At 59.9% G+C, this 15,236-nt stretch carries 10 protein-coding genes; 8 read left to right on the plus strand and 2 right to left on the minus strand.

From position 1 onward, the window contains the following. Positions 1–5: 5 nt before the first annotated feature. Positions 6–668, minus strand: coding sequence for a helix-turn-helix domain-containing protein (locus tag OHL18_RS06210; RefSeq protein ID WP_263373953.1), 663 nt, complete (start codon positions 666–668; stop codon positions 6–8). Positions 669–714: 46 nt separating this feature from the next. Continuing rightward, the gene (locus OHL18_RS06215; protein ID WP_263373954.1) at positions 715–1,416 is read right to left on the minus strand and encodes a YggS family pyridoxal phosphate-dependent enzyme; all 702 of its coding nucleotides are present in this window, start codon (positions 1,414–1,416) and stop codon (positions 715–717) included. Between the two features lie 244 nt (positions 1,417–1,660). On the opposite strand from OHL18_RS06215, the gene OHL18_RS06220 reads away from it, so the two are divergent. The 8 genes from OHL18_RS06220 to hutI all read left to right on the plus strand — a co-directional run bounded on the left by OHL18_RS06220 (position 1,661) and on the right by hutI (position 15,235). After that, positions 1,661–2,293: a peroxiredoxin gene (locus tag OHL18_RS06220; RefSeq protein WP_263373955.1), complete on the plus strand. Its 633-nt coding sequence runs from the start codon at positions 1,661–1,663 to the stop codon at positions 2,291–2,293. 91 nt (positions 2,294–2,384) lie between these two features. Further along, positions 2,385–2,921: a Uma2 family endonuclease gene (locus OHL18_RS06225; RefSeq protein ID WP_263373956.1), complete on the plus strand. Its 537-nt coding sequence runs from the start codon at positions 2,385–2,387 to the stop codon at positions 2,919–2,921. A gap of 497 nt (positions 2,922–3,418) precedes the next feature. Further along, positions 3,419–7,042, plus strand: coding sequence for a TonB-dependent receptor (locus tag OHL18_RS06230; protein ID WP_263373957.1), 3,624 nt, complete (start codon positions 3,419–3,421; stop codon positions 7,040–7,042). A 272-nt stretch (positions 7,043–7,314) separates the two neighbouring features. Then, the gene (locus OHL18_RS06235) at positions 7,315–8,199 is read left to right on the plus strand and encodes a creatininase family protein (RefSeq protein ID WP_263373958.1); all 885 of its coding nucleotides are present in this window, start codon (positions 7,315–7,317) and stop codon (positions 8,197–8,199) included. A gap of 33 nt (positions 8,200–8,232) precedes the next feature. Beyond that, positions 8,233–10,701: a DUF1592 domain-containing protein gene (locus tag OHL18_RS06240; protein ID WP_263373959.1), complete on the plus strand. Its 2,469-nt coding sequence runs from the start codon at positions 8,233–8,235 to the stop codon at positions 10,699–10,701. A 23-nt stretch (positions 10,702–10,724) separates the two neighbouring features. Beyond that, the gene (locus OHL18_RS06245; protein ID WP_263373960.1) at positions 10,725–12,092 is read left to right on the plus strand and encodes a DUF1552 domain-containing protein; all 1,368 of its coding nucleotides are present in this window, start codon (positions 10,725–10,727) and stop codon (positions 12,090–12,092) included. 24 nt (positions 12,093–12,116) lie between these two features. Next, positions 12,117–13,895, plus strand: a complete 1,779-nt coding sequence (locus OHL18_RS06250; RefSeq protein ID WP_263373961.1) for an ankyrin repeat domain-containing protein — start codon at positions 12,117–12,119, stop codon at positions 13,893–13,895. Between the two features lie 62 nt (positions 13,896–13,957). Further along, positions 13,958–15,235, plus strand: coding sequence for an imidazolonepropionase (gene hutI / locus OHL18_RS06255; protein ID WP_263373962.1), 1,278 nt, complete (start codon positions 13,958–13,960; stop codon positions 15,233–15,235). Position 15,236: the final 1 nt, after the last annotated feature.

A 15,236-nucleotide genomic window follows, 5' to 3' on the forward strand; every position in this document is an offset into this window, starting at 1 on the left:
CCCTGCTACTTTGGATGTTCCGTGACGATGAGGGCTCGGGCGATACCGTCGCCGTTGCACAGATACTGCCGTGGAGTGTTGGCGTCGATCCAGACGACGTCGCCAGTGCCAAGCCAGTGATGCTCGTTGGGGAGTGCGATCTCAAGTTCGCCTTCAAGGATGTAGACGAACTCCGTGCCCCGAAATATCTTCGGGGTGAACTCGCACTCTTCACCGTTGGGGTGGAAGTCGGCGAGGCAGGGCACCATGTGGCGGTCTGGAATGAGGGCGCTAAGACTCTGCGAGACGAAGCGGGAGTTCTTTTGCTTGCGGGTGATGGGGATGCGGTCTGACTTGGACAGACGGCGGAAGGTGACCTTCCGCTCAAGCTTGAAGAAGCAGGAGAGGTCTTTTTCGAAGACGAGAGCGATCCGTGCGAGGTTGCGAATGGTGGGGACGACGCGTCCGGTCTCGAGCTGGGAGAGGAAGCTTGCGGAGAGGCCGGAGAGACGGCCGAGTTCGACCAGGCCCATGGAGCGTTTGAGGCGCATGGAGCGGATACGCTCGCCGATGAGCTTCTCGTCGATCTGCTGCTCGACCCGGAGAGGATCGACGACGGTGAAGTCGTTACTGGTGGCTGTTTCCCCAGTTATGGGCTGATCAAGTTCGGGTTGTTTGGTCGCTGGCATCACCTCTTAGGATGACGCTGGAGTCCGATTTGAGGGCTGACATTCGTCAGGCCTGTTGATCGGGTGAAATCCGGCGGCCAAAGATTGCTGTGCCGATGCGAACGCAGGTGCTGCCCTCTTCAATGGCGACGGCGAAGTCGTTGGACATACCGGTGGAGAGCTGGGTCAGCGATGCGTGGAGTTGCTGCTGGGCGTCGCGGAGCTCGCGGAGGTGACGGAAGTAGGGGCGGGCGGTTTCGGCGTCCTCGCTCCAGGGTGGAACCGTCATGAGGCCGACGGCGGTGACGTTTTCGAGCGGAGCGATGGCGCTGAGCAGGGCGGGGAGGTCGTCCGGGGAGATGCCGTGCTTCGATTCTTCGTGGGAGAGTTTCACCTCGACGTAGATGGGGAGCTTCTTGCCGAGCGCGGCGGCGGCGCTGTCGAGGCGCTGGGCGAGTTTGACCGAGTCGACGGTGTCGATGGAGTGGAATAACTCGGCGGCTTTAGTGGACTTATTGGATTGGAGGGGGCCGATGAGGTGGTACTCAGCGTCGGTGCAGGCGGAGAGCGAGGGGAACTTGCCGGCGAACTCCTGAACGCGGTTTTCGCCGAAGAGGCGCTGGCCGGCGGCGTAGGCCTCGAGGAGCGCTTCGACGGGGTGGACCTTGCTGACGGCCATCAGGGCGACCGAGGATTCGGGGCGATTGGCGCGGCGGCAGGCGGAGGCGACCTCTTCGCGGACGCGGGCGAGATTTGCTTCTATGGTCATGCTTGTTGCATCTTATCCTTATAAGGATTGGGGAGCAGCGATGAGCGGTTGGATGTCTGGCGCGATCTGTTGTCCCCGATGTTGTATGGATGCGTATCGCACCGTTTCGACGCAGCGATAGGCACAGGTTCCCCCTGTCACCACATTTTGAAGCTCCTGAGGTCCGTGTCCGGTTGATGAGACGGTCGCGAGTTCTCCGGAAGACTTCACCTACACTTTGCAACTCAATCGAAAAGGAAAAGCTATGTCACTCCAGCTTGGCGATATTGTTCCTGACTTCACAGCGCAGACTACCGAAGGCGAGATTCACTTCTATGATTACATTGAGGGCAAGTGGGCGGTGCTGTTCTCGCATCCCAAGAACTTCACGCCTGTCTGCACGACGGAGCTTGGCTACACGGCGTACCTGAAGCCGCAGTTCGATAAGCGCGGCGTGAAGGTGATCGGCCTGAGCGTGGATAAGCTCGAATCGCATGAGCCGTGGTCCAAGGACATCGAAGAGACGCAGGGGACGGCGCTGAACTTCCCGTTGATCGCCGACACCGACAAGACGATCGCGAACCTCTACGGCATGATCCACCCGAATGCTTCGGACAGCGCGACGGTGCGGAGCGTGTACGTGATTGGGCCGGACAAGAAGCTGAAGCTGTCGTTGACCTACCCAGCATCGACGGGGCGGAACTTCGACGAGATCATCCGTGTCATCGATTCGCTGCAACTGACGGCGAAGCACCAGGTGGCGACGCCGGTGAACTGGAAAAACGGTGAGGATGTGATCATCGTTCCGGCCGTCTCGGATGAGCAGGCGAAGGAGAAGTTCCCGGCGGGATGGAAGACTCTGAAGCCGTATCTGCGGGTGGTTGCACAGCCTCAGTAGTTGATGTTTTTGGAATGACTACGGCGGCTGGCCCTTTGGCCGGCCGCCGTTTTGCGTCTGATGTAAGACGATCTGGAGTAAACTAGCGGCCATGGCGAGCGTGACGCTGATCCCGGTGGCTGAATATCTGAACACCTGCTATAAGCCGGACCGCGAGTACATCGATGGAGAGCTCCGGGAGCGAAACGCGGGCAAATGGGACCATGCTCGGATTCAATGGCTTCTGGCGCTCTGGTTCGGCCAGCATGAACGGGAATGGAACATCATAGGAAGTACCGAGCAGCGGACTCGCGTCTCTTCAACGCGCATCCGGATTCCTGATATTGTCGTGCTGCGGCCAGGGACGCAGCAGGATGTCTTTACCGATCCTCCACTATTGGTGATCGAGATCCTGTCGCCCGACGACACCTACTCGGACACCGAAGAACGCGCGCGAGACTACTGGAATATGGGCGTCGAGACGATGTGGATCATCGACCCGAAGACACGCAGTGGACGGATGTGCTTCGGAAGCGAATGGGTACGGGCCACGCGGCTTGAGGTTCCTGGAACGCCGATTTATGTGGAGCTTGAAGAGCTGTTCAGCCAGGTGCCAGCGACGACCGGAATAGAGCCGGCCGCAGGGTAGCTTGAGTGCCGGCGGGGCGTGCTGAGGATCGACCTGCCCGAGAGGGTGGTGAGCACGGCCTTCTCCATGTTCCTCTTTGTTACTGATTGAGAACTGGCAACCGATCATCGGGTGAATCATGGCGCGGGCATGCAATATGGTGCTTCATCTTGCGGTTCCTGACTACGTTTTTCCGTTGATCGAGGGTTAATCCGCCTCGATACGCTTGATCCTGCATGGGAAGAAAAGGGATTGTCTTCGTACAATTATGCAGTACTCACACTCACCTCAAGCAGAGCTATAAGGTCCTCCGAGCCTCCACGATGAGAGCCGGATAGAGCTTACATCGGTATCCATTCCGCGCCCGCGGAACCAGCTCCAAAAACGTATTGATTCAATCGCACGAAGTGCCTCCGCTTCCCCTTGCCGGGAGGACGGTCGAACTTACCTCTTTTCCAGCAACGCACATGCGGCGGATACAGGAGACTCCATTGATTAAACGATTGTCTTGTTTTCTTATGTTCACTTTTTGTTTCGTGGCCGCCGCATTCGGCCAGGCAACGTCGGTCAGCGGCATTGTCTCTGACCCCACCGGCGCAGTCGTTGTCGATGCGGCCATCACGCTTACCAATATCGATACCGCTGCCGCGCGTACCGGGACAACGAACAAGCAGGGAGCCTACCAGTTCTCGCAGGTCGCGCCCGGCAACTACAGCATCACTGCTGTTTCGCCAGGATTTGGCAAGGCGACGATTGCCAAGGTGCAGTTGCTGGTGAATACGCCTTCGACCTTTGACATCACGCTGCAGGCTTCTAGCGAAGAGATCGCCATCGAAGTGAGCAGCAGTGCGTCCCAGGTAAATACTTCTGACGCTTCGCTGGGAAACGTTATATCGACCAAGCCGATCGTTCAATTGCCGCTTGAGGGTCGCAATGTCACGGGGCTGCTCGCATTGCAGCCCGGCGTCACGTTCATCAAAGAGCCGAATCCAGGCGCTAAAAATGACTATCGCAGCGGTTCCGTGAACGGTGGTAAATCGGACCAGGCGAACGTTCTACTCGACGGAGTCGATGCCAACGACCAGCAGAACCGCACCTCGTTCACCAGCGTGCTCCGGGTCACGCCGGACTCCATTCAGGAGTTCCGCACGATTACCAGCAACCCGGGCGCGGAACTCGGCCACAGTTCTGGAGCGCAGGTCACGCTCGTCACCAAGGGTGGCACGAACACCTTTCACGGATCGGTTTACGAGTACAACCGCAACACGGCGCTTGAGGCGAACCAGTTCCTGAACAAGCAAGCCACACCGGTACTCGCCCGGCCGGCGCTTATCCGCAATGTCTTCGGCGCTTCCGTGGGCGGTCCTATCAAGAGAGACAAAGTCTTCCTGTTCATGAACTACGAAGGCCGTCGCGACGCGAGCGCCACCACGCAGAACCGGACTGTTCCTACCGACGCTTTCCGTGCGGGTACGTTCACGTATGCGAAGACAGCAGGAGGAACCGGCACGCTGACCCCGGCGCAGGTTCAGGCGCTCGATCCGCAGGGTATCGGTGCGGGCGCTGCCGTGCTCGCCGACCTGCAGAAATATCCTCATGCGAACATCGCCGGCGGCGATACCATCAACACCGAAGGCTACACGTTCAATGCGAAGACGCCGCTGAAGTACAACACATATATTGCGCGCGCGGACTACAACATCGACAGCGCAGGCAAACATACGATCTTCTGGCGCGGCAACCTGCAGACCGACAACTACGCCAACGGCGCTCCGCAGTTTCCCGGCGAGCCTTCGAGCAGCGTCTATGTGAACTTTAGCAAGGGGTACGCGATCGGCTACAACTGGATCGTCAAGCCCAACCTGGTCAACACGGTCCGCTTCGGCTACACCCGGCAGAGCGTGGCAACCACCGGCACGCAGACCGCTTCTACTGCGTACTTCGATGCCATCACCCCGCTGTACGCCATGGGCGCGGCCAGTTCCACGCAGGCTGGCGGATATGCGACCGCACAACAGCTTCCGGTGTACGACATTCGGGACGACGTAACCTGGAGCAAGGGGCGCCACACCATCGGCTTCGGCGGGGAGCTCTTCTTCCTCCATAACCACTACGCGACGAACTCTGCATCGTTTTCGAATGCGTTCATGGATGGTCTCTACCTGATCAACGATGGCGGCGGGTTTGTTGTTCCCGACGCCAAGAAGACGACCGCGTATGAGCTGCAGTTCGCCAATCTGCTGGGACTGGAGGCGAAGTTGCAGCGTCGCAGCAACTACGACCTAAGCGGGAATACGCTGCCCGACGGAAGCACGGTCAAGCGCAACTTTGCCGAGAAGCACTTCGACCTGTACGTGCAGGACAGTTGGAAGGCGCGTCCGAACCTCACACTGACCGCGGGCATTCGCTACACCATGAGCCCGCCGCTTACGGAGACCCAGGGCTTCAATGTCAGTTCCACGGAGGCCCTGGGCGATTATCTGAAGAAGCGCGGAGAACTTGCCGCCAGCGGTCAGTCCCAGGCGGGTGCCGGAAACGTGGTCTACGACCTCTCTTCCAAGCTTGGCAAATCGCTTTATAACTTCCAGAACGACTTTGCGCCGCGCGTCTCCTTTGCATGGTCGCCGAGGTTCGAGAATGGGATGGGGCGCGCCATCACTGGCGATCAGGACCAGTTCTCGATCCGAGGCGGCTTCGGTCTCTTCTATGACGCCTTCGGCCAGGGACTGGAGCGCGACTACAGCAACGCTGTCGGCTTCTCCACTCTTACGCAGAACGGGCCCGGCCAGGAGATTGCGAACGTTCCGCGCTACACCGGTTTCTACGATGTCCCGTTCAACGCGCCACTCTTCCCGGTTGCCGTTCCAGGCGGCTTCCCGCAGACGCCTGCCGTCGGCGGTCTAGCGCAGGCCAGCACGGTCGATTCGTCCATCCGTTCTCCGTACTCCATGACGGAGAACCTGACGGTTGCGCGCGAGTTCAAGGGCGGCTTCCTGGTGCAGGCGTCGTGGGTGGGCCGACAGTCGCGCCGTTCGCTTACGGGTGAGGACATCGCTGCTCCGACCGATCTGTACGACACGGCCTCGAACATGGACTACTTCCAGGCCGCCAAGATCCTGAGCCAAGCGGCGCAGGCTGGCACGGCCGCAAGCAACGTCCCGACGGTTGCTTACTGGGAGAACCTGTGGCCCGGTGCGACAAGTTCGACGACGACCGCAACCCAGGCCATCTACAACCAGTTCGTCGCGAACAAGAACGACTGGACCTCCGCGCTGTTGAACTTCGACAACGGGTGCAAACCTTCGTGCAGCAAACTGGGGCCGAACACCATGTTCAACTCGCAGTTCGCCGCTCTTTATGCCTTCCGGTCGATTGGTAATGGAAGCTATAACGGCATGCAGTTGTTGGTGCGCAAGTCCTTCTCGAAGAGCTACCAGTTCGACTTCAACTACAGCCTGTCGAAGTGCCTCGATCTTGGGTCGTCTCCTGAGAGCACTGGTGCCACGACCTCGACCGGATCGATTCTGAACACCTGGGCGCCGCAGCAGATGAAGGCTGTATGCGACTATGACCTGCGGCATCAGATCACGGCCTTCGGGGTGGCAGAGCTTCCTTTCGGCAAGGGCAAAATGTATGGCTCCCACGTGAACAAGCTGACGAACGAGTTCATCGGCGGATGGCAGCTTACCACTGTCTTCCGTACGACCAGCGGCTTCCCTGGAAGCGTGCAGAATGGCGTGGGCTATCCGACGCTGTGGGACTTCACGGGATATGCGACGCAGACAGGAAAGCTGCCGAGCAGGGGCCCGAAGGGGCAGCTGTTCTCTGACTCCGCTGCGGCCTATGCTGCCTTCTCTCCAACCTACGCGGGCGAGTCCGGTACCCGCAACAACCTTCGTGGCGATGGTCTTATCACCTGGGACGCAGGGATTGCGAAGCGCTTCGATCTGTATAGCATCAAGGACCAGCAGCATAGCCTTCAGTTCCGCTTCGAGGGCTTCAACCTGACCAACACGGCGCGGTTCGACATCTCGACCGCATCGCTTACGCTCAGCACTCCTGGAACGTTTGGCAAGTATCTGGGGCCGCAGCAGTTCATCGATCCGCGCGTCTTCCAGGCGGCCCTTCGCTACGAGTTCTAACCCTCAACTAATTGCGGTCTCGCCTCGTCCATCAGCACATGCGGCGAGACCGCAAAACCTTCGTAAATCTGTATCTTCGCGGCATGTTGTACTGAATTCTTAGGTATCTCGCCCAATCTGAAGAAAAAAGCTGGATTCAACGGCATAGAACAGCGCAAACCACGGGTCACTGGTTCCCATTTTGTCCCATATTCCCTACTCTTTAAGCAGTGGTCATCACCTCCGCTTTGTTTCGCGACACTGCTCGTAGCAAGCACTCAAGTGAGGAAACGTTGACGGGATTTCATCTCTCAAAACATAGGGCCTGGGTCGTCGCGGCGATTCTCGCCACGTCGGCAGCCGGTACGTTGGCTGAAACGAAGGCCGCCGCAAAGGTGGACCGTGTCGATCTGGAGTTGATGACGACCAACGAAGTGAAGGATGCGATCGCTGCCGGCAAGACTACGGCGCTCATCTTCAACGGGGGCACCGAGACGCGCGGGCCGCAGGCAGTAAATGGCGGTCATACGTTTGTGGCGCATGCCAAGGTGGTTGCTATCGCGCGCGAGCTGGGTAATGCGGTCGCCGCGCCGGTGCTGCCCTTCTCGCCGAACAACGCTAACCCAGACCTTCCGGGCACGATCGGAATTACGGCGGAGACGTTCAAGGAAGTGAATAAGGAAGTCGCGGAGCAGATTATCCGCAACGGCTTCAAAAACGTCGTGCTGATGGGCGACCACGGCGGCGGGCAGAAGGAACTCGCCGCGCTTGCTACGGAGCTCGACGCGAAGTACGCGCCCCAGGGCATCCGCGTCGTCTACTGCGAGGACGCTTACAAGAAGTCTAACGACGACTACGACGCGTGGATCGCGTCGAAGGGGCTTTCGCCAGGCGGCCATGCTTCGATCAACGACACTTCAGAGATGATGTACCTTGAGCCTGCGCCCGATGCCTGGGTGCGTCGCGACAAGCTGCCGATAGCGGTCGAGCAGATTCCGGACGGTGCTCCTCCTGCGCAGCCTGGACATCTCAAGCATTCCACGAACGGCGTCAGCGGCGATGGCCGCGCTTCGACGGCGGAGATTGGCAAGTACGGCTACGACATTCACGTCAGCGAATCGGTGGCGCAGATTCGCCAGCTTCTCGCTCCTGCGGCAACGTCAACACCCTCGAAATAACACCGCAACGGCACCTGTTTGGGAGATGGATTGATGCGCAATCGGATGATGATGGCCGTCTGCAGTCTGGGTCTGGTGACCGCCTATGGGCAGGCGCCGAAGTCCCACGCGACGCCCGCTTCTCATATGACCGTAGACCAGCAGAAGCAACTGGTCGATCGCTACTGTTCGGATTGTCACAATCCGGATGAGAAGTCGGGCAGCATGACGCTGACCGATCTCGACCTGCAGCATCCCGAGAAGAACATCGATCTTGCGGAGAAGGTGATCCGACGCGTTGGCGTGAACATGATGCCGCCTCCGGGCAAGGCTCGGCCTGACGCTGCGACGATGAAGCTCTTCGCCACGTCGCTGGCGAGTGACGTGGATAGCTACGCGGCGACCCGGCCTGCGATCGGTAATCCTGCCCTGCATCGCTTGAACCGGGCAGAGTATTCGAACTCTGTGCATGAGCTGCTTGATGTCGATGTCGACGCGGAGAAGTTGCTGCCCAGCGACGCCATGAGCCACGGCTTCGACAACATGTCCGATGTGCTGACGCTCTCGCCTGCATTGATGGAGGCGTACATTCGCGCTGCCGGACAGATCAGCCGGCAGGCCATCGGCGACCGCGGCGCCGCTCCGCTGAGTTCGACGTACAGCCTGCCTCGGGTCGTATCGCAGGTGGGCCATGTCGATGGAGCTCCGCGCGGCACGCGGGGCGGCATCTCGGTTGTCCATAACTTTCCCGCGGATGGTCTCTACACCTTCAAGGTCACGTTCTACTTCTCGCTTGAAGGCCAGCTCTTCGGAGCGATGCAGGGCAACGGGCAGCAGATCGAGATCTCTATCAACGGGGCTCGCGCTGCTGTCTTCACGCTCAATCCGGCGATGACCAAGTTCGATGAGCTGCGCACGCCGGCGATTGCAGTCAAGGCTGGGCCGCAGCGTATCTCTGCCGCCTTCATTAACAACTTCGATGGCCCGGTTGAAGACGCCGTGCAGCCTTTTGGCTTTTCCTTGCTCGATCTCAACCAGGCCGATATTCCTGGGCTCACCACGCTGCCACATGTGCATGAGTTCACTGTTACCGGACCGACGAAGGTTGAGGGCATCTCGGAGACGCCTAGCCGCAAGCTGATCTTCTCCTGTCATCCGACTGTGGCCGCACAGGAAGAGCCCTGCGCGCGCAGCATCGTGACGCGGCTTGCTTCGCAGGCTTATCGCCGGCCGGTCACGACGGCTGAAGTCGCAAAGCTGATGAAGCTCTACGAACTTGGCCATGAGAATGGCGGCTTTGAAGGCGGCGTCGGCGTGTCGCTGCAAGCGATCCTCTCGAGCCCATCGTTTATCTATCGATTTGAGCGCAGCCGTCAGCAGGGTGTCCGGAAGAACGTGAAGGATACTGTAGCGCCTTCGGGCTCGCTCTACCCTGTCAGCGATCTTGAGCTGGCATCAAGGCTTTCATACTTCCTCTGGAGCGCCGCACCGGACAAGACGCTGCTCGACCTTGCCGAAGCGGACAAGCTACACAACCCCATCACGCTACGTGCGCAGGTAAAACGCATGCTGGCCGATCCTCGCTCGAAGTCGCTCTCAACGAACTTCGCAGGCCAGTGGCTTCATCTTCAGAACCTGAAGGGCGTACAGCCGGACGGCTACCTGTATCCGGCTTATGACAAGACCCTCGGTGACTCTATGCGGAAGGAGAACGAGCTCTTCTTCGGCAGTATCGTCCATGACGATGCGAGCGTCCTTACGCTGCTCAACGGGCACTACACCTACGTCAACGAGCAACTCGCCAATCTCTACGGCATCCCCAACGTCTCCGGCAATCGCTTCCGCCGCATTGAGCTGACCGATGAGAACCGCTTCGGTCTTCTCGGCCAAGCCAGCATCCTCACGCTTACCTCCGCGTCAAACCGTACCTCGCCCGTCATTCGTGGCAAGTATGTGATGGAGATCTTCTTCGGCACGCCACCTCCGCCACCTCCGCCCAACATCCCGGCGCTGAAGGAGCATGGGGATGGTGGTTCGGTGCAGACCGTGCGCGAGCGTCTCGAAGAGCATCGCAAGAACCCCACGTGCGCTGCCTGCCACAAGTTCATGGACCCCATCGGGTTTGCGCTGGAGAACTACGATCCCATCGGCGCATGGCGCAGCTTCGACTCGGGCGCTCCAATCGACTCAGCGGGCGTTCTTTACGATGGCACAAAGCTGAGCAGCCCGGCCAGCCTGCGGAACGCGCTGATGGCGCACTCCGACGCGTTCCTCGGAACCTTTACCGAGAACCTCTTCGCTTACGGCATGGGACGCGTGCTCACGCCAGCCGATATGCCGGTTGTGCGTTCCATTGCGGCCTCTGCCGCGCGGCATGACAACACCTTTTCATCGTTCGTCATGGGCATCGTCAACAGCGAACCTTTCCGGATGAGAGCCGCAGAGCCAGCTTTGCCGGCGCGCTTTACAGCTTCGATTGATCTCAACGGTCCGGCCTCTTCAACCGGCGCGGAACACCACTAGAATTCAGGACTAAGGGAGCGTTCATGTATCTCACAAAACGGCATCTATCTCGCAGGACGATGTTGCGCAGCATGGGAGCGACGGTCTGTCTTCCTTTGCTGGATGCGATGGTTCCGGCGCGCACGGCGCTTGCCGATACCGCCGCTCGACCCATGTCGCGCCTTACCTGCATCGAGATGGTACACGGCGCTGCCGGCAGCACGATGGACGGCACGAACAAGCACTACTGGTCTCCCGCTGGTGAAGGCTCGAGCTTCGAGATGTCCGATACGCTGAGCCCGCTTGCGAACTATCGCGACTACATGACGATTGTGAGCGGCACTGACCTTCGTCCGGCCATGGCATCGACGCCTGAAGAAGAAGGCGCGGACCACATGCGCTCCTCGGCTGCGTACCTGACCGCGGCGCACCCCAAGATGACGGAAGGCGCGGACATCTACAACGGCACCTCCATCGACCAGCTCTACGCGAAGCGCTTCGGGCAGGACACGCCGCTGCCTTCGCTGCAGCTCTGCATCGAGAGCGCGGACGCATCCGGCGCATGCGACTACGGCTATGCCTGCGTGTACTCAGACACGATCAGCTGGGCCAATCCCACCACGCCGCTGCCGATGACGATGGACCCGCGCATGGCCTTCGAGACGCTCTTTGGCGATGGCTCCACGCCCGGTGAACGCCTGCAGCGGCAGAAGGTCAACGCCAGCATCCTCGACTGGATTGGCAGCGATGTGCAGAGCCTGCAGAAGAATCTTGGCGCAGCCGACCGCAGCCGCATGAACGACTATCTCGAGAACGTTCGCGAGATCGAGCGTCGCATCCAGCACATTGAGAAGTACAACGCCAGCGGTGAGTCGCGCTCGCTGCCTTCCGCCCCGCTCGGTGTACCGGATAGCTATGACGAACACGTAAAGCTCATGTTCGATCTGCAGGTGCTCGCTTTTATGACGGACGTGACTCGCGTCAGCACCTTCAAGATGAGCCGCGACGTCTGCATGCGCGTCTTTGCGGAGAGCGGCGTCACCACGCCGTTCCATAGCTGCTCGCACCACGGCGAGACACCGGCGCACATCGCTGAGTTCGCGAAGATCAATAAGTACCACGTCAGCCTGCTGAGCTACTACTTCGAGAAGTTGAAGAATACGCCTGATGGCGATGGCAGCCTGCTTGACCATTCACTGACGCTCTACGGCAGTCCGATGGGTGACTCCAACGTGCACAACCACAAGCGACTTCCGCTCTTCCTGATGGGCAAGGGCGGCGGTGTTCGCGGCAACAATCATGTGAAGGTGCCGGACGAGACGCCTATGGCCAATGTTCTGCTGACCATGATGAACAAGCTGGGCATGAACATGGACCACCTGGGCGACAGCACCGGCGTCATCAACATCTAGCCAGCGGTGCGAAGGAGGTATGCGATGATTCAGCGGAGATTCAATCTAGCAACGGCCATGCTCGCGCTTCTGCTGGCCCCTGCTGGCCTTGCGGCGGATACCATGACGCAGCCGGACATTCGCCTGCCCGAGGCCGTGAAGAGCGGCAACACGCTCGAAGTGAAGAAGCTGCTCCGCATACACGTTGCGGTCGATAGTCCTGAGGGTGATGGCTCTACAGCACTGCACTGGGCCGTGACTACCAACAACCTCGCGCTCGCCGAGCTTCTGATTGCAGCGCATGCAAACGTGAATGCAGAGACGCGCCTCGCTGCGCTGACGCCGCTCCACCTCGCCAGCCAGATGGGCGATGCAGCCATGATCGACCTGCTGATCCAGCATGGCGCGCTCATCAATAAGCCCAATAGCCTTGGCACGACGTCGCTGATGATGGCGGCAGCTTCAGGGAGTGTCCCGGCCGTTACGACGCTGCTGAACTACGGTGCGGACGTCAATCTCCGCGAACATGTTCACGAGCAGACCGCTCTGATGTTTGCGGCGAATCTCGATCGGGCTGACGCGATCAAGGTGCTGCTCGCGCATGGGGCCGATCCGAACGCCTCCTCCAAGGTCGTCGAGATTCCGAAGATCAACTTCCGCGAGAAGGCCACCGCCAAGAGCGAGCAGAAGGCTTCCGAGTCGGCCACAGTCAGCAAGAAGGAAGAGACCGTCAAGGCCGAGGCTACTCGTGCCGATGCGACCAAGCCGGACTACAAAGACCCGCCGGTTGCCAAAGCGGAAGCCGCGAAAGAAGACGACACCATCGCCGCGTTCCGGAAGGCCGCTGCGGAGCGCAATGCCCACGTTATGGGCGGAATGACGCCTCTCCTGTACGCCGCGCGCGAAGGGAACATCGCCGCAGCGAAGGCGCTGCTCGATGGTGGAGCGAAGATCAATCAGGTCAGCGGCAGCGAGCACTCGACGCCGCTGGTCCTCGCCATCGCGAACGGCCACTATGACTTTGCCAAACTGCTGATCGATCGCGGAGCGGATGTGAACCTCGCGAACGACATGGGTGTCGCTCCTCTCTATGCGACGATCGATGTTCGCTGGCCACCGCACGAGTGGTCTGCCGAGCCGATCGTCGACCAGGAGAAGACCGACTATCTCACGTTGATGAAGCTGTTGCTGGCCAAGGGTGCGAACCCCAATGCGCAGATCAAGAAGCAGGTATGGTCGCGCATCCTCAGCGAGAACCGGAACTGGATCGATCCCACCGGCTCAACTGCCTTCTGGCGTGCAGCGCAGGCTGATGATGTGAAGGCGATGGAGGTGCTGAAGGCTGGCGGTGCCGATCCCAATATGCCATCGAAGATCGGCACCACGCCGCTGATGGTTGCCGCAGGTCTCGGCTGGTCCGCGAACTACAGCACTACCTCGCCCACGCGTCTTGCGGCGATTCAGTACTGCATGAGCCAGGGTGCGGATGTGAACGCGAAGGATACTCTTGGCTACACGCCTTTGCACGGCGCGGCCTTTGTTGGCGATCTCAAGAACATTCAGTACCTCGTGGATCATGGCGCAAAGATCGATGCCAAGACCAAGGCCGGAGATACCGTGGCCGATCTCGCAAACGGACCGTTCGAGAAGTCTCTCCCGAATCCAGAGGCGGTTGCGCTGCTTGAAAAGCTTGGGTCGGTCAACTCCCATAACTGCCGTTCCAGCGACTGCGTTCCTCCGGTGAAGGAAGACAAGAAGCCAGTTGTGGCCGAGGCCAAGGAACCGAAGAAGCCGGTTGCAGCCAAGGGCTCCTCGGACAAGTAAGATTCAAGTGCGTGCAGGAAGCAGATTCATGCAGCAGCGCTGCGCCTCCGCCCGGAGATTGTGTGACCTTCAGTAAAGACTCTGCCCCGCAAGGCGCGGCAACATCCATCGTCGTGAACTGCGGACAACTCGTCACTGTCGCAGGCCCATCACGGCCGCGAATGGGTGCCGAGCTGCTCGACCTCGGCATCCGCAACGATGCCGCGATGCTGATTGCCGATGGCCGCATCGCAGCCATCGATAGCTACGCGGAGATCAAGGCTCTGGCTCCGGCTGACGCGGAGATCATCAACGCTCAAGGTCGTACCGTCATGCCGGGCTTTGTCGATGCCCACACGCATCTGCTCTTTGGCGGCAATCGTCTTGGCGACTTCGAACAGCGCGTCGCGGGACGTACCTACCAGGAGATTGCAGCCTCTGGCGGAGGCATCGCCTCGACACTTGGGTATACACGCAAGGCCTCCGAGGACGACCTCATCGCAATTGGCCAGCGCCATGCGGAGTGGTTCCTTCGCGGCGGCACTACGACCATCGAAGCGAAGTCCGGCTATGGCCTCTCCGTTGAGTCCGAGTTGAAGATACTGAGTGCGCTGCGGTCGCTACAGCTGCAGGTGCCGATGAGGATCGTGCCGACGCTGCTTGCCGCGCATACTGTTCCGCCCGAGTTCCGCGCAGACCGCGAAGCTTACATCGCACTGATCACGGAGCAGATCATTCCCGCCGTTTGCGAAGAGAAACTTGCTGCCTACTGTGACATCTTCTGCGACGACCACGCTTTCACGGTGGCGGAGGCGCGGCAACTCCTTGGACACGCGAAGCGAAGTGGCCTCGAGCTTCGCATGCACGTCGAACAGTTCCGCTCCGATGGTGGAGCGAAGCTTGCGGCAGAACTTGGCGCAGTCACCGCCGACCATCTTGAATGCATGTCGGTCGACGACATGCCCGCGCTGAAGGCCGCCGGAGTGCAGCCTGTTCTTCTGCCTGCGTCGGTCTTTGCGCTCGGCCGCAGTGAATATCCCAACGCCCGGGCGATGATCGAGGCGGGCCTAGCGCCCGTCATCGCTACGGACTTCAATCCAGGCTCCTCGCCCACTGCATCGATGCCGTTTATCATCACACTGGCCGCACTTTACATGAAGATGCTGCCCGCGGAGTCGGTAGTAGCCTCTACCATCAACGCCGCAGCAAGCTTGAACCTCGCGCACGATATCGGCTCACTTGAAGCGGGCAAAAAGGCCGACTTCGTCATCCACGAGTTCGATGACTATCGAGAGCTCGCCTACTTCATCGCGACACCCTCGAGGCCCCGCGTCTTTGTCTCCGGACAGGAGGTCTGCTAAC

It is taken from the genome of Granulicella aggregans, from assembly GCF_025685565.1.
GTDB classification, from domain to species: Bacteria; Acidobacteriota; Terriglobia; order Terriglobales; family Acidobacteriaceae; genus Edaphobacter; species Edaphobacter aggregans_B.

Coding starts and splice junctions, on each gene's coding strand:
- OHL18_RS06210 (WP_263373953.1), bottom strand. CDS start 668: ATGCCAGCGACCAAACAACCCGAACTTGATCAGCCCATAACTGGGGAA.
- OHL18_RS06215 (WP_263373954.1), bottom strand. CDS start 1,416: ATGACCATAGAAGCAAATCTCGCCCGCGTCCGCGAAGAGGTCGCCTCC.
- OHL18_RS06220 (WP_263373955.1), top strand. CDS start 1,661: ATGTCACTCCAGCTTGGCGATATTGTTCCTGACTTCACAGCGCAGACT.
- OHL18_RS06225 (WP_263373956.1), top strand. CDS start 2,385: ATGGCGAGCGTGACGCTGATCCCGGTGGCTGAATATCTGAACACCTGC.
- OHL18_RS06230 (WP_263373957.1), top strand. CDS start 3,419: ATGTTCACTTTTTGTTTCGTGGCCGCCGCATTCGGCCAGGCAACGTCG.
- OHL18_RS06240 (WP_263373959.1), top strand. CDS start 8,233: ATGCGCAATCGGATGATGATGGCCGTCTGCAGTCTGGGTCTGGTGACC.
- OHL18_RS06245 (WP_263373960.1), top strand. CDS start 10,725: ATGTATCTCACAAAACGGCATCTATCTCGCAGGACGATGTTGCGCAGC.
- OHL18_RS06250 (WP_263373961.1), top strand. CDS start 12,117: ATGATTCAGCGGAGATTCAATCTAGCAACGGCCATGCTCGCGCTTCTG.